The organism is Lentzea rhizosphaerae, from assembly GCF_042649515.1.
GTDB classification, from domain to species: domain Bacteria; phylum Actinomycetota; class Actinomycetes; order Mycobacteriales; family Pseudonocardiaceae; genus Lentzea; species Lentzea aerocolonigenes.
This window is the reverse complement of record NZ_JBHRZI010000028.1, coordinates 1-20677: the sequence shown is the minus strand read 5'-3', so window position 1 is coordinate 20677 and position 20677 is coordinate 1. Positions and strand designations below refer to the sequence as shown.

Below are 20677 nucleotides of genomic sequence, written 5' to 3'. Positions count from 1 at the left end.
CTCGTTGACCAGGTCTCTTCGGTACAGCGAATGTTTCCGAGCGATATCGTTCGGTTTTCCCGACCATTTAGACTGACCGGTGCGATGAGACGCAAACCCTCCTCCCCTCTCCCCCAGCGCAACGGCCTGGACGCGGCGCGGCTGAAGCTGCCGCCGGAAGGTTCGTGGCCGTCCCTGCGCGCGCACCTCGTGGAACGGCTACCGCGCGTGGCGCCCGAACGCATAGAAGAGATGCTGCGGGAGGAACGGATCTGGAGCGTCTCCGGGCCGTTGGGCGTCGACGCGCCGTTCGTCCCGGACAGCTACATCTGGTTCCACCGCGACCTGCCCGTCGAGGTCCCGGTGCCGTTCGACGTCGGTGTGGTGTACCAAGACGAGAACATCGTCATCGCCGACAAACCGCACTTCCTGGCCACGATCCCGCGCGGCCAGCACATCATGCAGACGGCGCTGGTCAAGCTGCGCGACTCGCTGGGCCTGCCCGACCTCTCCCCCGCTCACCGCCTGGACCGCGTGACGGCCGGGCTGGTGCTGTTCGTGGTGCGCCGGGAGCTGCGCGGCAAGTACCAGACGATGTTCCGCGATCGGTTGGTGCGCAAGGAGTACGAGGCGATAGCACCGCACGACCCGGCACTGGAGCTGCCGCGCGTGGTGCGTTCGCGGATCATCAAGGAACGCGGGATCATCACGGCGTTCGAGGTCGACGGCGAACCGAACGCCGAAACCCACGTGTCGCTCGTCGAGCACCGCGACGGCCTGGGCCGCTACCGGCTGAACCCGCACACCGGCCGCACCCACCAGCTGCGGCTGCACATGTCCGGGCTCGGCGTGCCGATCGTGAACGACGACTTCTACCCCGTGCTGCGGGAACGCCCGCTGGACGACTTCTCGTCACCGTTGCAGCTCCTCGCCCGCACGTTGTCCTTCACGGACCCCGTCACGGGCGAGGAACGCTCCTTCACCTCGGGCCTGGAGCTGTCCGCCTGGTCATGAGACGTGCGTGCGCCGGCCGTCGATCGGCTGCGGCTCCCAGATCCCGTTCATCCGCTCGAGCAACCGCCGGGCGAGCGCGCTCATCGCGGGGTGGGTCTCGGTGAACCCGGCCACCACCCGCGCCCGGAACATCAACCGGCCGCGTGCGGTCGTGCTGTACCAGAACCAGTCCTCGTCGACGACCCTCGCGAGGTGGTCGGTGCCGTCCCGCTCGGCCCGCTGCACCAGCGCGTCACCCTGCACCAGCCACCGCACGCAGGCGTCCTCCAACGGCTCCTCCCAGCCGCGCTCCTCGAAGTACGCCCGCTCGGCGGCCTCCCGCAGCTCCTTCGGCGTCTCCGACACGGTCGCGCAGGTCGGAAAACCCATCCGCAGGTACACCACCTCGGTGAGCCCGTCGCCGAGCATCGCGCCCTCGAAGTCGACGAACCTGGCCCCGCGGTCGGTGTACATGTCGTTGCCAGGACACGGATCGCCGTGCAGGAGGTCGAACCTGCCGGTGTCGGTGAAGGCGAGCTCGCTCTCCGCGTCCCCGATCTCTACCTCCAGCGCACGCACGAACCGCAGGAACGGCTCCGGGTCAGGAACCTCCTGGCGCGGCAGCAGTCCCGCGTGCTCCGGGCCCGTCGCCTGGTGCAGCCGGGCGAGGCCGCGCGCGTAGTCGATCACCCAGTCCTCGCCGAACGCATGGGACGCCAGGCGCTCCATCACGATCGTGCGGGTGTCCGGGTCGACGTCGAGAACGCGCGGCACCATCCCGGTGTGCTCGGCCAGTCGCAGCGCGGTGACCTCGCGGGTGAAGGCGGCCGCATCGCCAACGACCTGCTTGACGATGCGGTCACCGTCGGCCCACACGCGGGACCGCACTCCGCTTTTCAGTCGTTCCATCAGGCCAGTGTGACCGCGTACAGCTCCACTCGTGGATCATCGGGCAAAGTCACCGAGCGAACCGTCTTGGCCGCGTCCAGCCGCAGCGACTGGCCGAACAGGCGCACCGGCGGTCCGTCGACGCCCTGTCCCGCCTTGATCCGGTGCGGCATCTCCAGCACCACCGGACCGCCGCCCGCCCAGTCCGGCACCGACGCGGCGACCTCGGCCGACGTCCCGTCCGTGTACCAGACGGTGAAGGCGGCCGAGACCGGCCCGTTGTGCGACGCGCCCACGACGTGCAGCCAGGAGAACTGACCGGCGGGCAGCAGCAGGCCCTGACCACGGGCCTCCACGAAGTTGGGCGCGGTACCGGAGGGATCCGGTGCCTGGTAGGTGATGCCGCCCCACGTCACGGGCCCCGCCGCGGGCAGCAGTGCCGCGTCGTAGCTCCACCCGCCGCCGTCGAAGTTGCCGGAGGCGGAGTCGCCGACCGTCGCCGTACCGTCGTGGTTGCGTTCCGCGGCGATGTCCACCGAACACGTCGAGAACGCGCACACCGCGGCCGGTTTGACCTCGACCACCGCCTTCACCGTCACCGACTCGACCGCGACCGAGATCTCGTACGAGCCGGGAGCCAGCCCGGCCGGCACCGAGACCGTCAGCGGCACGGTCTTCTGCGTCGGCAGGTGCCGCGACACGATGACGAACGGCCTGGCGCCGCTCACCTTCCACCCCGCGGGAGCCGTGACCTGGGGCCGGACGGTCGTCGCGCCCGGCGACTGGGCGAGGACGTCGAGCTGCAACGTCAGCGACTGCGGGGAGTCCGAGGTCGGCAGCACGATCTCGGAGTTGCGCAACGATGCGGACAACGCCCGGCGCGAGTCGGCGTTGCCGTCGTTGAGCGACGGCGGCTCGTTGGAACGCCCGGTGCCCCACGACGAAGGCTTCGACGACACCTCGTGAACCAGCTTTCCACCGCGCTGCAACGAGGACCAGGACAGCCAGGTCTTGCGGACGTCACGGCCGCCGAACGAAACGCTCTTGATGTACCGGTTGGTGTCGGACACTCCCGGTGCCGTCACGGTCAACGTCCCGCCCTGCGACCCGTACTGTCCGATTCGGACGGTCGCGGACTCGAACTGCGGCGAGGACAGCGCCAGGAAGTCCGCGCCGTTGAACGTCGGGTAGAGCCCCAGCGACGAGAAGACGTACCAGGCCGACATCGTGCCCAGGTCGTCGTTGCCGGTCATGCCGTCCGGACCGGTCGTGAACAACGTCATCGCCGCCCGCACGACCGTCGCGGTCTTGGACGGCGTGCCCGCCCACAGGTACATGTACGGCGCGAGCAGGTCCGGTTCGTTGTTCGGGTTGTAGGTCGGCTTTCCGTAGTAGTCGTACGGTTCGGTGATCCAGTCGTGCCGTGCGGTGCCTGCGGGATCTGCCAGCAGCTTCTCGTAGGCGAAGAACGAGTCGAGCCGCTTCTCCGTCTCACGCCGTCCGCCCATCAGCGACACCAGGCCGGCGGGGTCCTGCGGCACGAGCCACTGGTACTGGAAGGCACCGCCCTCGTGGAACTGGTGCGAGGCGTCCACCGGGTTGTACGGCGTGAGCCACGTGCCGGCGACGGTCCGCGGCCGGAAGTGACCGGTCGAGGCGTCCCACAGGTTGCGGTACCACTGACCGCGGTCGGCGAACAGGCGCGCGTCGGACCGGTGCCCGAGACCGCGAGCCATCAACGCGAGCGACGCGTCCGCCGACGAGTACTCCAGGGTCGCCGACGCCGGGTGCACGCAGTCGTTGTCGCCGCCCTTGTGCGCACAGTCCTTCCCGAGCTCCAAGCCGGAGGGGATGTACCCGCGATCGTTGTAGTAGGTGACGCCCGACCGCCCGTTGTAAGGAGAATCAGCCGGAGGCAACGACAGGGCGTTCTTGCGCAACAGCTGGTACGTCTCCTCCTCGTGCCCGCGCAGCAACCCCTTCGACCACGCCTCGACCAGGAACGGCGTCACGGGGTCACCGGTCATGATGTTCGTCTCGGAGGACGCCAAAGCCCAGCGCGGCAACCATCCTCCATCACGACCACTGGCCACGACGGACAGTGCGACGTCACGTGCGACCTTCGGTTCCAGCATCTGCAGCAGCTGATTTTGTGGTCTGTACGTGTCCCACAACGAGAAGTTCTGGTACGGCGTGTACCCCGACGCCGTGCGCACCTTCCCGTCGAAGCCCATGTACCTGCCATCGATGTCACCGGCGAGGTTCGGGTGCAGCACCGAGTGGTACAGCGCGGTGTAGAACGCGACCTGCCGTTCGCGCGGGCCACCGGAGACCTTCACGGCGTCCAGTTGCTTCTTCCACACCTCCTTGGCACTCGCCACGACGGCGTCGAAGTCGTGGGAAGGAGCCTCCGCCGCGAGGTTCTTCCGCGCACCCTCGATGCCGGTGTAGGACAGGCCGACCTTCAGCACCACGTCGCGGTCGGCGGTGGCGTCGAACGTGACCCACGCGCCGTTCCCACCGGTGCCGGACGCGTCCCGGCTGCCCGGCGTGGGAACGCTCCCCCGCCACGAGCCGAACGATGCGAACGGCCGGTCGAACGACGCCGTGAAGTACACGGTGTGCTCGTCCTTGCCCGCGCAGAACCTGCCGTTGCGCACCCGTCCCTCGATGGTCCGGTCACCGACGACGTGGATCTCGGAGTCGAGCACGGTCTGGTTGGACCGGCCGGTGTTGAACAGGACGTTGGCGGCCGCGCTGGAGGGGAAGGTGTAGCGCTGCCACCCGGTCCGTGGCGTGGCCGTGACCTCGGCGTTCACCCCGTACCGGGACAGCCCGACGCGGTAGTAGCCGGGCTGCGCGGCTTCGTCCGAATGACTGAAAGCCGACTTGTAAGCGTTGATGTCAACGTTGTCAACGGACCCGACTGTCGGCATGACCGGCAGCTCGCCCATGACGCCGCAGCCCACGCCCGACAGGTGTGTCTGCGAGAACCCGTAGATGGAGGTGGCCTTGTAGTCGTACCCGCCCTGACCTCCTGTGTCAGGGCTGACCTGCACCATTCCGAACGGCACCGAGGCGCCGGGGAAGGTGTTGCCGAAGTTCTGCGTACCCACGAAGGGGTTCACCAAGGACGAGGGGTCCGGATCGGCCTGTGCCGCTTGAGCAGGAACTGTCAGACCCAGTAACAGCCCGGCTACAACCAGTGTCCGCATGGGGGCAGTATTGCGTGATCGCCGTCACCCCGACACCCATCGGAGGTCGGGGTGACGCGCTCTGGCTCGAACACGAGTAAGCAGGGAAACATGCCCGTACAGCTCAACCACACCATCGTCCACGTCACCGACCAGGAGCGTTCGGCGCGCTTCGTCACCGAGATCCTCGGCCTGCCGGAGCCGGTCCGCTTCGGCCCGTTCCTCGTCGTCGAGGTCGCGAACGGCGTCTCGCTCGACTACCTGACGAGCTCCGGCCCGATCACCTCGCAGCACTACGCGTTCCTCGTCACCGAAGACGAGTTCGACCAGATCTTCGGCCGGATCCAGGAGCGCGGACTCGACCACTGGGCCGACCCGTTCCACAGCCGGCCACAGGAGATCAACCACAACGACGGCGGGCGCGGCGTCTACTGGGACGACCCCGACGGCCACGCGCTGGAGATCATCACGCGCCCGTACGGTTCCGGCTCCTAAAAGGTATAGACCACCCCTTGTGCCGCGTACCCCGTTGCTGCCACCGTGAGAGCGGTAACACACAGTGGGCGCGCAGATGCTCCGAGGAGTTGGTCCCATGTTCTCCACACGCGCCGCCGCCCTGATCGTCGCGTTGCTGGGCGTCTTCACGCTCGTGCAGCCGGCGACGGCGGCGCCGTTCATCGTCACCGAGGCGCAGTTCAACCGGATGTTCCCGTCCCGCAACAGCTTCTACACCTATGGCGGCCTGAAGTCCGCGATGAGCGCGTTCGGCTCGTTCGCGAACCAGGGCAGCGACACCGTGAAGAAGCAGGAGCTCGCGGCGTTCCTCGCCAACGTCTCGCACGAGACCGGCGGGCTCGTGCACATCCGCGAGATCAACCAGAGCGGTGACTACTGCGACGAGAGCAAGCCCTACCGCTGCCCCGCGGGCACCAGGGCCTACTACGGCCGCGGGCCGATCCAGCTGTCGTGGAACTTCAACTACCACTCGGCGGGCCAGGCCCTCGGCATGGGCGACGACCTGCTGAGGAACCCCGACAAGGTGGCGACCAACGCGACCACGTCGTGGAAGACCGCGATCTGGTACTGGATGACGCAGAACGGCCCCGGCACCATGACCCCGCACAACGCCATGGTCAACTCGCACGGTTTCGGTCAGACGATCCGCAGCATCAACGGATCCCTGGAGTGCGACGGCCGCAACCCCGGCCAGGTGCAGAGCCGCGTCTCGAAGTACCAGCAGTTCACCGGGATCATCGGTGTCGCGCAGGGCTCGAACCTGTACTGCTGAACAGGTCTAGACCCTTGACTGGTCTGGACCACTGGTGCCAGTCTCAGCACAGTTCACATCCTTGATTCCTCGGGCGCGCAGACTCCAGGAGTGGGTGACCTTTGCTGAGAAAACGCATCTTGGCGTCTCTCGCGGCAGGTGTGATGGCGGCGGCGCTGGCCGTCATCACGCCGACCGCGTCTTCACAGGCGGAAGTGTCCGCACAGGCGTGCACGTACACCGACTGGGTGCAGGGTCAGTGGTACGTCACGGGATCCATCGTGAGGTACGAAGGCAACTTCTACATCGCCGAACACGACAATCCCGGTTACAGCCCAACGATCTCCACCTGGTACTGGGAACCGACGAGCTGTGACGGTGGTGGAGGTGGCGGCGGCGGCACCTGCACGTACACCGACTGGGTACAGGGTCAGTGGTACGTCACCGGCGCCATCGTCAGGTACGAAGGCAACTTCTACATCGCCGAACACGACAATCCCGGTTACAGCCCAACGATCTCCACCTGGTACTGGGATCCGTACAACTGCAACGGCGGCGGTGGAGGCGGTGGTGGCGGCGGCAGCTTCGTCGTCAGCGAAGCCCAGTTCAACCAGATGTTCCCCAGCCGCAACGGTTTCTACACCTACAGCGGTCTCGTCCAGGCGATGAGCGCGTTCCCCGCGTTCGCGAAGACCGGCAGCGACACCGTGCAGAAGCAGGAAGCGGCGGCGTTCCTCGCCAACGTCTCGCACGAGACGGGCGGTCTGGTGCACGTCCGCGAGATCAACCAGGGCAACGACCTCTGCGACGAGAGCAAGCCCTACGGCTGCCCCGCCGGGACGTTCGGCTACTACGGCCGCGGTCCGATCCAGCTGTCGTGGAACTTCAACTACTACTCGGCGGGCCAGGCCCTCGGCATGGGCGACGAGCTGCTGAGGAGCCCCGACAAGGTGGCGACGGACGCCGCGATCTCGTGGAAGACCGGGCTCTGGTACTGGATGACGCAGACCGGCCCCGGCTCCATGACCGGCCACAATGCCATGGTCAACGGTGCGGGCTTCGGCCAGACGATCCGCAGCATCAACGGATCCCTGGAGTGCGACGGCCGCAACCCGGCACAGGTGCAGAGCCGCGTGTCGAGCTACCAGCAGTTCGCCGGGATCCTCGGCGTGCCGACCGGAGCGAACCTGTACTGCTAGAAGAACCGGCGCGCCCCGGGTGGATCCGTCCGCCTGGGGCGCGTTCGGCTTCAGGCCGCGAGCTGTTCCTTCACCTGGGCGAGCGACGGGTTGGTGAGCGCGGACCCGTTCGGGAAGTGGACGGTCGGCACCGTGCGGTTGCCGCCGTTCACGCTCATCACGAAGTCCGCCGCGCCGGGCGTCTCCTCGATGTTGATCTCGACGTACTCGATGCCCTCGCGGTCGAGCGAGCTCTTCAGGATCCGGCAGTAGCCGCACCACGAGGTCGAGTAGACGGTCAGCTGGTCGGGAGCCATCAGCGGCACTCCTCGTCGAGGTTGGACAGCGTCATCAGTGTGAACGCACGCCGAGGGGTGCTTCATGCCGGGTTGCGGCCCACATCACTCCGCGGACCGCGCCACTCGGACGGCCCAGCGAACGGCGATCGTCAGGCAATCGTCAGGTCAATTCGGCACACGGTGGGTGAGCATGGTTCGCGCACGGCCGAAAACTTCGGGGCGTGCAATTAGCCGTGCCCCAATTCAATCATTGCCGGAAAATTCAGTCACCCATTCGGCGGCCCTTCGCAACACAGGGTTTCCGATATCGTCTGGATTCCGCCGCCGGTACCACACTTCAGAAAGAAAGGCTGGCCATGCTGAAAACGGTGCTGGCTGCTGCCCTCCTACTCTCCGCTGTGGTGACCGCGCCCGCAGCGCAAGCGGCCGACGTTCCTGATTTCGTGATGATCGACGTGGTCACCGTGAACGGTTCCGGCTGCCCCGCCGGCACCGCGGCGATCGCGGCGGCGGACGACCGCACGGCGTTCACGGTCACCTACAGCGACTACCTGGCCGAGGCCGGGCAGGGGTCCGATCCCACAGACTTCCGCAAGAACTGCCAGCTCAACATCAGAGTGAGCTACCCGCAGGGCTTCACGTTCGGCATCGCCCAGGCGGACTACCGCGGGTTCGCCAACCTGCAGCAGGGTGCGACGGGCACCGAAAAGGGCAGCTACTACTTCCAGGGCATGTCGAACGGCACGAGCCGCACGCACAACTTCTACGGCCCGAAGAGCGACAACTGGCAGGCCACCGACCGCGCGACGGTCTCGGAAATCATCTACGCGCCGTGCGGGGAAGTCCGCCACCTGAACATCAACACCGAACTGCGTGTGAACGCGGGAACCTCGAAGCTGAACAGCTTCATGACGATGGATTCCACGGACAGCAGCGTGAGCACGAAGTACCAGTTCTCCTGGAAGCGTTGCTGACCAGGCACCAATTGCCGCCGCCCGTTCTCGGTTGAACTTCAGACGGAAAGGTGCCCCATGCTCAACACACTGGCCGCGGCCGCGCTCGCGATGTCGACGATCATCATCCCGCCCGGTGGCGCCCCCGGTGACACGCCTCCGCCGGACCACATCACCATCGACGTCGTGACGATCAACGGCTCGGGCTGCAGAGCCGGAACGGCCGCTGTCGCCGTGAGCCCGGACAACAAGGCGTTCACCGTCACCTACAGCGAGTTCATGGCGCAGGTCGGTCCGCAGGCCCTGCCGACCGACTTCCGCAAGAACTGCCAGCTGAACCTGCGCGTCAACGTGCCGCAGGGCTTCACCTACGGCATCGCGTCGACCGACTACCGCGGTTTCGCGCACCTCGAGCGCGGCGCCACGGCCCTGGAGAAGGCCAACTACTACTTCCAGGGCATGTCGCAGACGGCGTTCAAGCAGCACAACTACGCCGGTCCGTTCAGCGACGACTGGCAGGCGACCGACACGAACGAGATCGCCGCGATCGTCTACCACCCGTGTGGCGAGAAGCGGAACTTCAACATCAACACGGAGCTGCGGGTCAACCAGGGCACTTCGGACAAGACGAAGACCAGCTTCATCGCGATGGACTCCACCGACGGGTCGATCGAGACGACCTACCACTTCGCGTGGAAGGTCTGCCCGCCGCCGAGGCCGTAGTTCCTCACCCCGGTGCCGGGCGTCCCGTTCAGGGGCGCCCGGCATCTCCCCGTTCCCGGCGGGCGGACGACGTGAGGCGGTCGGCGAACGCGACGACCAGGTCGCGGAGCTCGTCGGGGTGCTCGACGACGAACGGCCGGTCGAGTGCGGCGAGCACCGCAGGCACCCAGTCGAGCCGCTCCGCCCGCACCTCGACGCGCCGCCAGCGTTCGGTCGCGGGCTCGTGTTCTTCCAGGCTCGCAACGGTTTCCGGAAGACGGGCGCGGATCTGCGCCACCGTCCCGCGGATCCGCAAGGTCACCTCGTGCCGGTACTCGGCCGTGGCGAACCCCGACACCACGCGCTGCGCCGGATCGGGACCCGCCGGCGCCGAGAACGAGCCGGGCAGGGTCCGCGCGTCGTCGATGCGGTCGAGCCGGAACGTCCGGTCCTCCCCGATCTGGGCGTCCTCACCCGTGACGTACCACCGTCCCGCGTGGGCGACGACGCCGTACGGGTGCAGCGTGCGTTCGCTGCGGTGTCCCTCGCGGTCGGTGTAGCGGATCGAGACCGGCCGGAGGTGGCGCACCGCGTCGGCGATCGTGAGCAGCACCCCGGCGTCCGGGGTGTCGAACTCGCCGGGCTGGTCCGTGAAGGCGAGAGCCGCCAGGAGCGTGTCGAGCCGGCGGGCGACGTGCGCGGGGAGCACCCGACGGATCTTCGCCGACGCCGTCTCGCTCGCCGTGCGGTCCGTCATCAGCCCCGTCCGGCGGCCCGCGACCAGGCCGAGCAGCACGGACAGCGCCTCGTCGTCGCTCAGCATGAGCGGAGGCAGGCGGTAGCCGGGGGCGAGCCGGTACCCGCCGTAGCGGCCGCGCACCGACTCCACGGGCACGTCGAGGTCGATCAGCTGATCCACGTACCGGCGCACGGTGCGCCCTTCGACACCGAGCCGGTCAGCGAGCTCGGCCACCGTCCGGGTGCCGCCGGACTGCAGCAGCTCCAGGAGCGTCAGGACGCGGCCGGTCGGTCGAGGCACATCCGCAGCCTAATACCGGACCGATTCTGTCCACTATTTCTCCTAGCCTGCGCACAGGCCTCACAACAAGGAGAGTTCCGATGGACTTCGTCTCGATCCGCATCATCACCGGCGACGTGGCACGCCTCGTCGACTTCTACGAGCGCGCCACGGGGGCGCCGGCGACGTGGGCCACCGAGGACTTCGCCGAGCTCAGGATCGGCGGCGCCACCCTCGCCATCGGCAGCACCCGCACCGTCGGGCTGTTCGCGCCGGGATCGGCCCGTCCGGCGGAGAACCACAGCGTGATCACCGAGTTCCTCGTCGACGACGTGGACCGCGTGCACGAGAACCTGACCGGGTTCGTCACCGACTTCGTCACGGAGCCGACCACGATGCCGTGGGGCAACCGGTCGCTGCTGTTGCGCGACCCCGACGGCAACCTGGTCAACTTCTTCACCCCGGTCACCCCGGCGGCCGTGCAGAAGTTCGCCAGTGGCGCGACACAGAACGTTGGCGAGTAATTCACGCTCAGCAGGACACCTCGTGGCAGCGTTCTGCGCCGCGCCACTAGCGCCTGTATCGAAGTCCGCACCGAGCCCCTGCTGTTTGGCGCGAAAAGCACGTTCGGGCCGATAGATGGCCCGGACGTGCTTTTCGCGCCAAAAAAATGTCCGGTAGGCCTGAGCCGCTCTGCTTCGATACAGGCGCTAGATGAGGAAGCGGTACGCCGTCGTGCCCGGAGCCACGTGCTGGATCTTCAGCGGGGACTCCTTCATCCGCGCCCACAGCAGGTCGTAGTCCTCGCGGCGGCCGAGCTCGATGCACACCAGCGCGGCGCCGGTCTCCCGGTTGTCCCGCTTGATGTACTCGAACTGCACGATGTCGTCGTCCTTGCCGAGCACGTCGTCGAGGAACCGCCGCAGCGCGCCCGGCTCCTGCGGGAACTCGACGAGGAAGTAGTGCTTGAGGCCGCGGTGGACCATCGAGCGCTCGACGACCTCGGCGTAGCGCGAGACGTCGTTGTTGCCGCCGGAGAGCAGGCAGACCACCGTCGAGTCCGGCGCGACGGTGATCTCCTCCAGCAACGCCGCCGACGCGAGCGCGCCCGCGGGCTCCGCGATGATGCCGTCGATCTGGTACAGCTCCAGCATCTCCGTGCACACCGCGCCCTCGGCCACGGTGAGCAGCTCGGCGCCGCTGTCGCGCACCATCGGGAACGTCACGTCGCCGGCCCGGCGCACCGCGGCACCGTCCACGAACGAGTCCACCTCGGGCAACGTCACCGGGTGGCCGGCCTGGAGAGCGGCCATCATGCTCGCCGCGCCCGCGGGCTCCACGCCGATCACGCGGGTGCGGGGGAAGCGTTCGGAGAACCACGTGCCGACGCCGGAGAGCAGGCCGCCGCCACCGACGGGCACCACGACGACGTCCGGTGCGCCGCCGAGCTGCTGGACGATCTCCAGGCCGACGGTGCCCTGGCCCGCGACCGTGCGGGGGTCGTCGAACGCCGGGACCAGCGTCGCGCCCGTGCTCAGCGCGTACTCCTTCGCGAGCGCGGCCGCGTCGTCGTACGTGTCGCCGTCCACGACCAGCTGCACCATGCCCTGCCCGAGGGCGGAGATGCGGTCGCGCTTCTGGCGCGGGGTGGTGCGGGGGACGTGCACGCGGCCCTCGATGCCGAGGCGGCGGCACGCGTAGGCCATGCCCTGGCCGTGGTTGCCGGCCGACGCGCAGACCGCGCCACCGAACGCGAACTCGGTCTGGCACAGCAGGTTGAACGCGCCGCGCAGCTTGTACGAACGGCCGACCTGGAGGTCCTCGCGCTTGAACCAGACGCGCGCGCCGGTCCTCTCGGACAGCCGCTGGTTCACCTCGAGCGGCGTCGTGCGTGCGACTCCGCCGAGCCGGGCTGCGGCGGCGGACACCTCATCAGCGAAGGACATGTCAAAACATCTTCCGTGAACGACTCGGGTCTTGCACGCGTACCCCTAGAAAGACAGGGGAGGTGCTCGTGTTTCGCCTTGTGGGCGTTCTGACGCTGCTCATGATGGTCTCCGCGGTTCCCGCGCACGCCCATGGCGCGCCCACCGACCCGGCGAGCAGGGCTTTTCTGTGCTCGCCCGGTCAGTCAGGAGCATCATCCTCGCCGTGCCGCAGCGCCATTCAGGCGGGGTTGCCGTCCAAGGAGTGGGACAACATCCGGCTGCCGAACGTGGCGGGGCGCGACGCCCAGCGCGTTCCGGACGGCAAGCTGTGCAGCGCCGGGCTCGCCAAGTACGCGGGGCTCGACCTCCCCAGCGCGGAGTGGCCCGCCACGAAGCTGAAGAGCACGGACTTCACGTACCGGGCGACGATCCCGCACCAGGGCTCGTTCCGCTTCTACGTGACGCGTGACGGCTACTCGCCGACGGCACCGCTGCGGTGGGCGGACCTGGAGCAGTTCCTGACCGTGCCCTCTCCCCCGCTCGTCAACGGCGCGTACGAGTTCACCGTGCAGCTGCCGAAGAACAGGACGGGACGGCACCTGATCTACACGGTCTGGCAGAACACGGACACGCCCGACACGTACTACTCGTGCACGGACGTGGAGATCGCGGCGGCGGTCAAGCCGGTGACCCCCGCACCCGCCCCGGTGGCGCCACCGGCACCGGCCGCGCCGCCCGCGCAGGTCGCGCCACCGGCCTCCACCACCACAACGACGACGACCACCACCGCGCCGCCGTCCTCGAAGCAGAGCACCCCGCGACCCGTTCCCGTTGCGTCGAGTGCCGAACAACCTCCTTCCAGCGCAACACGTTTCGGCCTGTCCGCCGTGGTGGCGGCACTGGGCGGGCTCGCCGTGCTCGGCGGGATCATGTTGTGGCGCAAAAGAATTCTGTGAACGTCCCGGTCCCCAATAGGTCTGGACCATCCCTACGATGATCTTCGGGCGCGCAACCCCTGCGATGTGAAGGTGCGTGCCCGCATGGCTCGAAAACTGTTGACACTGCTGGCTTTGGCAGGAGCGACGCTGTTCCCGGTCGGCATCTCGGCCACCGGCCCGGCACAGGCCGCCCCGTTCAATGTGCTCGGCTTCTACTACGGCACCAACGACCTGGCGCACATCTCGTTCGTCAAAGAAGCGAACCCGTGGCTCGCGCGTGCCGCCCAGGAGAACGGCTTCACCTACGAGGCCACGACCGACTGGAACCGGCTGAACACCCTCACGCCGTCTCAGGCCCAGGTCGTGATCTTCCTCGACGACCTGCCGAGCGGCACGCAGCGCGCGGGCTTCCAGCGGTACATGGACGCGGGCGGCGCGTGGCTGGGCTTCCACGTCAGCGCCTTCACGCAGAACGCGAACGAGTGGTCCTGGTACCACAACACGTTCCTGGGCAAGGGGAACTTCGTCAACAACACGTGGGGCCCGACCACCGCGACGCTGAAGGTCGAGACCCGCTCGCACCCGTCGACCCTGCGCCTGCCGGAGAAGTTCACCTCGTCGGTCAGCGAGTGGTACAGCTGGTCGCGTGACCTGCGCACGAACCCGGACATCCAGATCCTGGCGAGCGTCGACCCGTCGAGCTTCCCGCTCGGCACCGACCCGAACCAGCAGTGGCGCAGCGGGTACTACCCGATCATGTGGACGAACAAGAACTACAAGATGATCTACGCGAACTTCGGCCACAACGCGATGGACTACGCGAACAACCGGCCGCTGTCGTCCACGTTCGCCAGCGCCACCCAGAACACGTTCCTCATCGACAGCCTGCTGTGGCTCGGCGGTGGCGGCACCCCGCAGCCGCAGCCCGACTGGAAGACGGTCACCAACCGCGGCAACGGCAAGTGCGTCGACGCCCGGTCCGCCGGTCTCGCGAACGGCACGGTCATCCAGCAGTACTCGTGCAACGGGACCACCGCGCAGAACTTCCGCGCCGTGGCCACGACCGACGGCTACTCGCGCCTGGAGTACCGCAACGACCCGGCGAAGGTGCTCGACGTGAGCGACGTGTCCACAGCGGACGGTGCCGGCATCCACCTCTGGGACCACGTCGGCGGCACCAACCAGCAGTGGCGCGTCACTACCGGCACGGACGGCTACTCGACGCTGACGGCGCGGCACTCCGGCAAGTGCCTCTCGGCGGTGGGCAGCACCGACGGCGTCCAGCTGGTCCAGGCGACGTGCAACGGCTCGGCGGCGCAGAGCTTCAGGATCGGCTAGTGCCGGGCTGAGGCCACGTCACCGTCACTCGTTCGCCCGGTCTCCCGTCCGCGGAGGCCGGGTGGGCGAGGAAGCCGTACATGTCGTTGAGCTGGTGCAGCGCCTGCGCCGCGTCCCGCCACACCGGGCAGGGCCACGCGCGGTGCCGCCCGTACCAGGCGCGGCACGACCGGCAGCGGTGCTTCTCGTTCGGCTCGTGCATCTTCAGCAGGCCCCGCCACCACGGCAGGGCGGCGCGCAGCTGCTCGCGCAGCTCGAAGACCTCGTTCGGCGAGTCCGTCCGGGCGAGCTGGTCCATGGTCTTGTAGACGACGTCGATCACCGTCCGGTGGAAGGACTGCTGCCGTTCCGCGAGCGCCATGGCCGAACTCCTCCTCCCCCGCCGGTTGAGACGGACTCGCCAGGAGTCTATGTTGGCCGTTGACGGGCTTTCAACTGGCGAAAATCCCGTCACCCAGATAGCCCTTTCCATCGGTGGAGACGGCGCGCGACAGGGGGAGCCGCTATGGCCGGGGAACGGTCGCTGGCCGACAGGCTCAACCACCTCTTCGCGCTGCACACCGCGCGCTCGGGCCAGGAGTACAGCAACGAGCAGGTCGCGGCGGCCATCGCCGAGGGCGGCGTGACCATCTCCCAGAGCTACATCTGGCAGCTGCGCAAGGGCAAGAAGGACAACCCGACCTTCAAGCACCTGCAGGCGCTGGCGGGCTTCTTCGGCGTGCCGGTGAGCTACTTCTTCGACGACGAGGTCACGGACCGCGTCGATGCGCAGCTCAAGTCGTTGCAGGAGGAGCAGCTGCGGCTCAACGAGATCGCGTCCGGCAGCGAGGCGCAGCTCATGGCGATGCGTGCGGGAGAGCTGTCGCCGGACCGCCGCCGGCTGGTCATGGAACTGCTGGACGTCGTCTACCGACAGGAACAGGCCGAGCGCGGCAAAGGATGACGCGGCGTCCGGACCAGCTCGAAAAGCTCGCGGCTTCGTTGCGCTGAGCTTAGGGTCCGGGTGTGGACCTGCCCGTGATGCCGCCGGTGAAGCCGATGCTCGCGAAGTCCGTGCCCGAGCTGCCGCGCGGGGACGGGTTGTCCTACGAGCCGAAGTGGGACGGCTTCCGCTGCATCGTGTTCCGCGACGGCGACGAGGTGGAGCTGGGGTCGCGCAACGACAAGCCGCTCACCCGCTACTTCCCCGAGGTCGTCGAGCTGCTCAGGGAGGCGCTGCCGCCGCGGTGCGTGGTGGACGGCGAGATCGTGCTGGTCACGCCGGACGGGCTGAGCTTCGACACCCTCCAGCTGCGGCTGCACCCGGCGGCGTCGCGGGTGCGGAAGCTCTCCGTCGAGACCCCGGCGAGCTTCGTGGCGTTCGACCTGCTGGCGTGCGGCGACTCCGACCTCACCGCGCTGCCGCTGGCCGAGCGGCGGACTCGGTTGGAGGAGGTGGTCACGGAGGTGCCCGGCGTCTACCTGACACCGTCCACGACGGACCCGGACGTGGCGCAGGACTGGTTCACCCGGTTCGAGGGCGCGGGGTTCGACGGCGTGGTGGTGAAGCCGCTGGACGGCGTCTACGAGCCGGACAAGCGCGTGATGTTCAAGGTCAAGCACGAGCGGACCGCCGACTGCGTGGTCGCGGGCTACCGACTCCACAAGGACGGCGAGACGGTCGGGTCGCTGGTGCTCGGCCTCTACCAGGACGGCGAGCTGCACAACGTGGGCGTGGCGAGCAGCTTCACCGCGGCCCGCCGCCGTGAGCTGGTCGACGAGCTCAAACCGCTGCTCAACCCCGCCGAGCACCCGTGGAACGCGTGGGCGACGTACGAGGGACCGGGCATGAACAGCCGGTGGAACCCCGAGAAGCAACTTCAGGTCGTGTTGCTGGAACCGTCACGTGTGGCCGAAGTGCGCTATGAGCACGTGCAGGGCGGGCGGTTCCGGCACACCGCACGGCTCGTGCGTTTCCGTCCGGACAAAGAGCCGTCGCAGTGCACTTACGAGCAGTTGGAGGAGGTGCCGCCGGCCGAGCTGGACGCGCTGTTCGGTGAGGCGGAGCGACGCAGGACAATCGACGGGTGAAAGTGATCAGGCGGGACGGCACACACGAGATCGAGATCCAGCGGTCGCGGTTCCTGTGCCACGTCGCCCGTGTCTCCTCTGAGAGAGAGGCGGCGGAGTTCTTCGCCCGTGTGCGCAAGGAGCACTGGCAGGCCACGCACAACTGCACGGCCTTCCGGACCGCGGACACCCAGCGCTCCTCCGACGACGGCGAACCGGCCGGGACCGCGGGCGTGCCGATGCTGGAAGTGCTCACACGGCGCGATCTGGTCGACACGGCCGTTGTCGTCACCCGCTACTACGGCGGCATCAAGCTCGGTGCCGGTGGCCTCGTCCGTGCGTACGGCCGGGCGGTGTCCGAGGCGATCGATGTGATCGGCACGCTCACCCGCGAACGGCACGAGAGCGTTCTTCTCGCCGTGGACCACGATCAGGCCGGAAAGCTGGAGAACGCGTTGCGCGCGGCCGGGTACCACGTCGCGGACACCGAGTACGGCCACGACGTCACCTTCACGGTGCTCACGAGGGAGCCGGAGGCGTTCGAGGTCTGGCTCGCCTCGCAGACCGGCGGCGCGGTGACCGCCATCCGCGGCGAGCCGGTGGACCTCGACCACTAGAACGTGCCGGGCGGCGCCTGGGAGTGCCCTACCGGCAGATCTGCCGGTAGGCCACTTCTGGGGCTACGTGCAGGGAACCACGTCCGGATCAGCGCCCGCCTTGGGCACCCACCGCACGTTCGCGAAGGACGCCTGGAAGGTGCCTTCGGTGTAGACCAGGAACGGCGTGTTGACGTTCTCCAGGTCCAGTCCCTTGTCGGCGAAGCAGTTGACCGCGATCTTCACCGTGGCCTTCTGCCCGATCGGCAGGTTGCGGAACGCCTGCGTGGCGTCGAGCTCAGCCAGGCACGGGTAGTTGCAGTGCGCGCTGACGACCGTCCGAGCGGCCGGGGCCTCGTGCACGATCACGTCGAACTCGAGGGCCGCGTTGGCGTTGCCGTAGCCGCGCAGGTCGGTCCCGGTCGGGCTCTGCAGGTACACCTGCCCCGGTCCGGCGCCGGTCCACGTCGTCTTGAGCGCGTCCTGCTGGACGTTGACGTCGGACTGCACGACGTTGATGTTCGCCTGCGAGGCCTGGCCGTCGGGGCCGATCTCGAGACCCCAGTTCTCCGGCGAACCGAGGTAGCTCTTGTACGGCGCGACGTCCGTGCGGTTGAAGATCTCGAGGTCCTCGGTCGCCGTGCCCCCGCCACCACCGGAGCAGCTGCCGCCGGGGCTCGTCTCGTCGAGCTTGCCGACGTTGCCGGTCTGCCAGTCGCGCAGGCCGTAGCCGAGCTTGAACAGCGGGTCCTGGCTCGGGTCGTTGAGCGGCGTCTGGCAGGCGCTGCGCGGCCACGAGTAGGACAGCTTGCCGCTGAACCCGTTGTGGCGGCCCCTGATCAGCAGGTCCGCGATGCCCTGGCCCTCGGTGCCCGGCAGCCAGGCGGCCACGAACGCGTCGGAACGGTTGATCTCCTTGTTCATGTACATCGCGCGGCCACCGACGTAGACGGTGATGACCGGCTTGCCCTTGCCGGACACCTTGTCCAGCACGGCGAGGTCCTGCGGGTACAGGCGCGCGGTCTCGAGCGTCCGCTTGCCGATGTCGCCCACGCCCTCCGCGTACGGCGTCTCACCGATGACGGCGATGACGGCGTCGAAGTCCGCGGGGTTCACGTTGTCCGCGGTCTCGGCGAACGTGACGTTGGCGGCGCCGAGCGTGTCCTGGATGCCCTTGAGGATGCTGGTGGCGTTGGGGAAGTCGGCGTTGGTGTTGCCGGTGCCCTGCCAGCTCAGCGTCCAGCCACCGGTCTGGTTGCCGATGTTGTCGGCGCTCTTGCCGACCACCAGAACCTTGCTGCGCTTGGAGAGGGGCAGCACCCGGTTGTTGTTCTTCAGCAGCACGGCGGACTCCCGCACGGCCTCGCGGGCGAGTTCCTTGTGCAGCAGCGCCTTCTGGTCACCGGCGTGCTCACGCTGCGAGGGCTTCGGCGCGTCGAACGTGCCGGCGCGCAGCTTGACGCGCAGGATGCGGGTCACCGCGTCGTCGATGCGGGCCATGGGGATCACACCGGTCTCGACCTGCGTGATCGTGTTGGCGATGAACGCCTTCCAGTCGTTGGGCACCATGATGATGTCCATGCCGGCGTTGATCGCCTGCGGGCAGCTGGCGTTCGTGCAGCCCGTGACCTGCCCGATGCCGTTCCAGTCGGAGACGAGCAGGCCGTCGAAGCCCATCTTCTCCTTGAGGATGCCGGTCTGCACGTACTTGCTGCCGTGCACCTTGCCCTCGTTGATGACGTCGTTCGTCCAGCTGTTGAACGAGATCATCACAGTCTGCGCACCCGCGGCCAGAGCACCGTAGTAGCCCTGCCCGTGAAGGTTGATCATCTCCTGCTCGGTGGACGGGTTGACCCCCTGGTCCTTGCCACCGGTCGTACCGCCGTCACCGAGGAAGTGCTTGGCGGTGGCGATCACGCCGTCCTCGCCGATGCGCCTCTTCGCGTTGTCCTGCAAGCCCTTGATGGCCTCGAACCCGTAGGCCCGAGTGATGCGCGGGTCCTCGGAGAACCCTTCGTACGTCCGCCCCCAGCGGTCGTCGCGCACCACGGCCAGCGTGGGCGAGAACGCCCAGTCCTGCCCAGTGGCCCGAATCTGCTCGGCCGTGGCCTCGTTGATGTCGCGGACGAGGCACGGGTCGTGCGCCGCACCAAGACCGATGTTGTGCGGGAAAACCGTTGCGCCGTAGACGTTGTTGTTGCCGTGCACCGCGTCAATGCCCCAGATGACGGGAATCTTGGTGCGGGTGGCCTTCGACGCGTCCCAGTAGGCGTCGGCCATGGCGAGCCAGTCCTGCGGCGTGGCCTTCTTGTTGCCGTTGGGCCAGCTGCCACCACCGTTGAGAACAGACCCGAACCCGTACGTGGTCACGTCCTGCGGCGTGATCGCACCGATCTCGGGCTGCGTCATCTGGCCGACCTTCTCGGCCAGCGTCATGTCCTTGAGGATCGCCTTGATCCTCGCCTCGTCCCTGCGGTCACCCTTGAGCTGGCTCTCGACCTTCGGCCAGTCCTTGAGCGTGGGCAGGGACTTCTCGATGCGGGCGCACCCGTGCTCAGTCCTGGGCTGCCCGATGACAGTCTGCTTCGGTCCGTGCTGCGCTTCCGGCGCTTCCTGCGCGGCGGCCGATGTCGCGCTGGCGGCGAGCGTCAGCCCCAGCACTGCGGCGAGAGTGCTTCTCCATTGCATGCCGCAGATCCTCAACTTTGTGTTACGTCTGCGTCAATGGGAACGCTCTCACGAGTTTTTCCCGGGACTTGGCGGGAGGAAGCTCCCATACCGGGCTGGCGGGTGCGCGTGGGCGCTGGGGTGGTGGGCTGGTTGGGGGCGCGGATGGGGCGGTCGGGTGGCGCCCGGTCGAGTGACCCAGGGGCGAGGTGGGCCGTTGGACCGCGTTGCCGGACTGCGGCGGCTGGGCCGGGTGGCCGGACTGGAGTGGCCGGGCCGGGGTTTGCGGGGTGTGGGCGGCCGTTGCGCGTGGGGTCGGTTCGCGTTGACCGGTTCCGGGTGGCACCGCGCGGGTCAGCTTGGAGTGGTTCGGCGCGGGTTCCAGCGGGGTGGTCGCCTGCCGTATGCCGTGCCACCTCGCGTTGATGGTTACGTGGGTCGTAGGACGAGCTTTGGTTGCGTCATCGCCGCTTCGCGACGATTGCGATTGGGGCTTGACTTCGAGGCCCTTGCGAGGCGCTCATCGGCCTTAAAAAGCCGGGCATAAGGAGCCCGGCCGATCCAACCAGCATAGCACCTCGCACCCAAAGTCAAGCCCCAATCGCAAGCGTGCGTGGTCCCGTTTGTTGGTCGGCTTCCGTCATTACCGCTTGCCTGCGTTGGGATTGCCCGATTCGGCTCGGCTTCACC

General features: G+C 67.9%; 19 protein-coding genes. 12 read left to right on the top strand and 7 right to left on the bottom strand.

The genetic code is table 11. The features are described from left to right. Window positions 1-84: 84 nt before the first annotated feature. Complete coding sequence (locus ACFOWZ_RS31985) at window positions 85-993, top strand: RluA family pseudouridine synthase (RefSeq protein WP_382377660.1); 909 nt, start codon at window positions 85-87, stop codon at window positions 991-993. Here the strand turns inward: ACFOWZ_RS31985 and ACFOWZ_RS31980 are convergent. Then, window positions 988-1881 (bottom strand): phosphotransferase family protein, encoded by an 894-nt coding sequence (locus ACFOWZ_RS31980; protein ID WP_382377658.1) that lies wholly within the window; start codon window positions 1879-1881, stop codon window positions 988-990. The genes ACFOWZ_RS31985 and ACFOWZ_RS31980 overlap by 6 nt on opposite strands. Then, the gene (locus ACFOWZ_RS31975; protein WP_382377657.1) at window positions 1881-5075 is read right to left on the bottom strand and encodes a GH92 family glycosyl hydrolase; all 3195 of its coding nucleotides are present in this window, start codon (window positions 5073-5075) and stop codon (window positions 1881-1883) included. Before ACFOWZ_RS31975 ends, ACFOWZ_RS31980 begins: the two co-directional genes overlap by 1 nt. Before the next feature lie 90 nt (window positions 5076-5165). Between ACFOWZ_RS31975 and ACFOWZ_RS31970 the strand changes: the two genes are divergently transcribed. From ACFOWZ_RS31970 to ACFOWZ_RS31960, 3 genes are all read left to right on the top strand, one after another. Continuing rightward, entirely contained in the window at window positions 5166-5549 is a 384-nt protein-coding gene (locus ACFOWZ_RS31970; protein ID WP_382377656.1) for a VOC family protein, read from the top strand. A gap of 97 nt (window positions 5550-5646) precedes the next feature. After that, complete coding sequence (locus ACFOWZ_RS31965; RefSeq protein ID WP_382377655.1) at window positions 5647-6342, top strand: chitinase; 696 nt, start codon at window positions 5647-5649, stop codon at window positions 6340-6342. A 143-nt stretch (window positions 6343-6485) separates the two neighbouring features. Continuing rightward, entirely contained in the window at window positions 6486-7520 is a 1035-nt protein-coding gene (locus ACFOWZ_RS31960; protein WP_382377745.1) for a chitinase, read from the top strand. 50 nt (window positions 7521-7570) lie between these two features. Here the strand turns inward: ACFOWZ_RS31960 and ACFOWZ_RS31955 are convergent, their stop codons facing one another. Further along, the gene (locus ACFOWZ_RS31955; protein ID WP_030472806.1) at window positions 7571-7816 is read right to left on the bottom strand and encodes a mycoredoxin; all 246 of its coding nucleotides are present in this window, start codon (window positions 7814-7816) and stop codon (window positions 7571-7573) included. A 338-nt stretch (window positions 7817-8154) separates the two neighbouring features. Here ACFOWZ_RS31955 and ACFOWZ_RS31950 point away from each other — a divergent pair, with 338 nt between their 5' ends. Both ACFOWZ_RS31950 and ACFOWZ_RS31945 read left to right on the top strand, forming a co-directional pair. Continuing rightward, window positions 8155-8772: a DUF4360 domain-containing protein gene (locus tag ACFOWZ_RS31950; protein WP_382377744.1), complete on the top strand. Its 618-nt coding sequence runs from the start codon at window positions 8155-8157 to the stop codon at window positions 8770-8772. 57 nt (window positions 8773-8829) lie between these two features. Further along, window positions 8830-9474 carry a DUF4360 domain-containing protein gene (locus tag ACFOWZ_RS31945; protein WP_382377653.1) on the top strand — a complete coding sequence of 215 codons (645 nt, stop codon included), beginning with the start codon at window positions 8830-8832 and terminating at the stop codon, window positions 9472-9474. A 28-nt stretch (window positions 9475-9502) separates the two neighbouring features. Here ACFOWZ_RS31945 and ACFOWZ_RS31940 read toward each other — a convergent pair whose 3' ends face one another. Beyond that, window positions 9503-10492, bottom strand: a complete 990-nt coding sequence (locus ACFOWZ_RS31940; RefSeq protein ID WP_382377652.1) for a helix-turn-helix transcriptional regulator — start codon at window positions 10490-10492, stop codon at window positions 9503-9505. Window positions 10493-10572: 80 nt separating this feature from the next. On the opposite strand from ACFOWZ_RS31940, the gene ACFOWZ_RS31935 reads away from it, so the two are divergent. After that, window positions 10573-10995: a VOC family protein gene (locus ACFOWZ_RS31935; protein ID WP_382377651.1), complete on the top strand. Its 423-nt coding sequence runs from the start codon at window positions 10573-10575 to the stop codon at window positions 10993-10995. Window positions 10996-11181: 186 nt separating this feature from the next. On the opposite strand, the gene ilvA is transcribed toward ACFOWZ_RS31935, so the two are convergent. Continuing rightward, complete coding sequence (ilvA, locus tag ACFOWZ_RS31930) at window positions 11182-12417, bottom strand: threonine ammonia-lyase IlvA (protein ID WP_382377650.1); 1236 nt, start codon at window positions 12415-12417, stop codon at window positions 11182-11184. A 68-nt stretch (window positions 12418-12485) separates the two neighbouring features. Here ilvA and ACFOWZ_RS31925 point away from each other — a divergent pair, with 68 nt between their 5' ends. Beyond that, window positions 12486-13355, top strand: a complete 870-nt coding sequence (locus ACFOWZ_RS31925) for a lytic polysaccharide monooxygenase auxiliary activity family 9 protein (protein ID WP_382377649.1) — start codon at window positions 12486-12488, stop codon at window positions 13353-13355. An 84-nt stretch (window positions 13356-13439) separates the two neighbouring features. Further along, window positions 13440-14675 (top strand): ThuA domain-containing protein, encoded by a 1236-nt coding sequence (locus ACFOWZ_RS31920; protein WP_382377648.1) that lies wholly within the window; start codon window positions 13440-13442, stop codon window positions 14673-14675. On the opposite strand, the gene ACFOWZ_RS31915 is transcribed toward ACFOWZ_RS31920, so the two are convergent. After that, the gene (locus tag ACFOWZ_RS31915; RefSeq protein ID WP_382377647.1) at window positions 14662-15036 is read right to left on the bottom strand and encodes a hypothetical protein; all 375 of its coding nucleotides are present in this window, start codon (window positions 15034-15036) and stop codon (window positions 14662-14664) included. The genes ACFOWZ_RS31920 and ACFOWZ_RS31915 overlap by 14 nt on opposite strands. A gap of 144 nt (window positions 15037-15180) precedes the next feature. Between ACFOWZ_RS31915 and ACFOWZ_RS31910 the strand changes: the two genes are divergently transcribed. From ACFOWZ_RS31910 to ACFOWZ_RS31900, 3 genes are all read left to right on the top strand, one after another. Further along, window positions 15181-15618, top strand: a complete 438-nt coding sequence (locus ACFOWZ_RS31910) for a helix-turn-helix domain-containing protein (protein ID WP_382377646.1) — start codon at window positions 15181-15183, stop codon at window positions 15616-15618. 62 nt (window positions 15619-15680) lie between these two features. Further along, complete coding sequence (locus ACFOWZ_RS31905; RefSeq protein WP_382377645.1) at window positions 15681-16745, top strand: ATP-dependent DNA ligase; 1065 nt, start codon at window positions 15681-15683, stop codon at window positions 16743-16745. Next, window positions 16742-17341 (top strand): YigZ family protein, encoded by a 600-nt coding sequence (locus ACFOWZ_RS31900; RefSeq protein ID WP_382377644.1) that lies wholly within the window; start codon window positions 16742-16744, stop codon window positions 17339-17341. Before ACFOWZ_RS31905 ends, ACFOWZ_RS31900 begins: the two co-directional genes overlap by 4 nt. Window positions 17342-17404: 63 nt before the next feature. Here ACFOWZ_RS31900 and ACFOWZ_RS31895 read toward each other — a convergent pair whose 3' ends face one another. After that, a complete protein-coding gene (locus ACFOWZ_RS31895) occupies window positions 17405-20008 on the bottom strand; it encodes a glycoside hydrolase family 3 N-terminal domain-containing protein (protein WP_382377643.1) in 2604 nt (867 codons plus the stop codon). Between the last annotated feature and the right edge of the window lie 669 nt (window positions 20009-20677).

Excerpts from the sequence above, each read along its gene's own strand:
- ACFOWZ_RS31985 (WP_382377660.1), top strand. The coding sequence starts at position 85 with ATGAGACGCAAACCCTCCTCCCCTCTCCCCCAGCGCAACGGCCTGGAC.
- ACFOWZ_RS31980 (WP_382377658.1), bottom strand. The coding sequence starts at position 1,881 with ATGGAACGACTGAAAAGCGGAGTGCGGTCCCGCGTGTGGGCCGACGGT.
- ACFOWZ_RS31975 (WP_382377657.1), bottom strand. The coding sequence starts at position 5,075 with ATGCGGACACTGGTTGTAGCCGGGCTGTTACTGGGTCTGACAGTTCCT.
- ACFOWZ_RS31970 (WP_382377656.1), top strand. The coding sequence starts at position 5,166 with ATGCCCGTACAGCTCAACCACACCATCGTCCACGTCACCGACCAGGAG.
- ACFOWZ_RS31965 (WP_382377655.1), top strand. The coding sequence starts at position 5,647 with ATGTTCTCCACACGCGCCGCCGCCCTGATCGTCGCGTTGCTGGGCGTC.
- ACFOWZ_RS31960 (WP_382377745.1), top strand. The coding sequence starts at position 6,486 with ATGGCGGCGGCGCTGGCCGTCATCACGCCGACCGCGTCTTCACAGGCG.
- ACFOWZ_RS31955 (WP_030472806.1), bottom strand. The coding sequence starts at position 7,816 with ATGGCTCCCGACCAGCTGACCGTCTACTCGACCTCGTGGTGCGGCTAC.
- ACFOWZ_RS31950 (WP_382377744.1), top strand. The coding sequence starts at position 8,155 with ATGCTGAAAACGGTGCTGGCTGCTGCCCTCCTACTCTCCGCTGTGGTG.
- ACFOWZ_RS31945 (WP_382377653.1), top strand. The coding sequence starts at position 8,830 with ATGCTCAACACACTGGCCGCGGCCGCGCTCGCGATGTCGACGATCATC.
- ACFOWZ_RS31935 (WP_382377651.1), top strand. The coding sequence starts at position 10,573 with ATGGACTTCGTCTCGATCCGCATCATCACCGGCGACGTGGCACGCCTC.
- ilvA (WP_382377650.1), bottom strand. The coding sequence starts at position 12,417 with ATGTCCTTCGCTGATGAGGTGTCCGCCGCCGCAGCCCGGCTCGGCGGA.
- ACFOWZ_RS31920 (WP_382377648.1), top strand. The coding sequence starts at position 13,440 with ATGGCTCGAAAACTGTTGACACTGCTGGCTTTGGCAGGAGCGACGCTG.
- ACFOWZ_RS31915 (WP_382377647.1), bottom strand. The coding sequence starts at position 15,036 with ATGGCGCTCGCGGAACGGCAGCAGTCCTTCCACCGGACGGTGATCGAC.
- ACFOWZ_RS31910 (WP_382377646.1), top strand. The coding sequence starts at position 15,181 with ATGGCCGGGGAACGGTCGCTGGCCGACAGGCTCAACCACCTCTTCGCG.
- ACFOWZ_RS31895 (WP_382377643.1), bottom strand. The coding sequence starts at position 20,008 with ATGCAATGGAGAAGCACTCTCGCCGCAGTGCTGGGGCTGACGCTCGCC.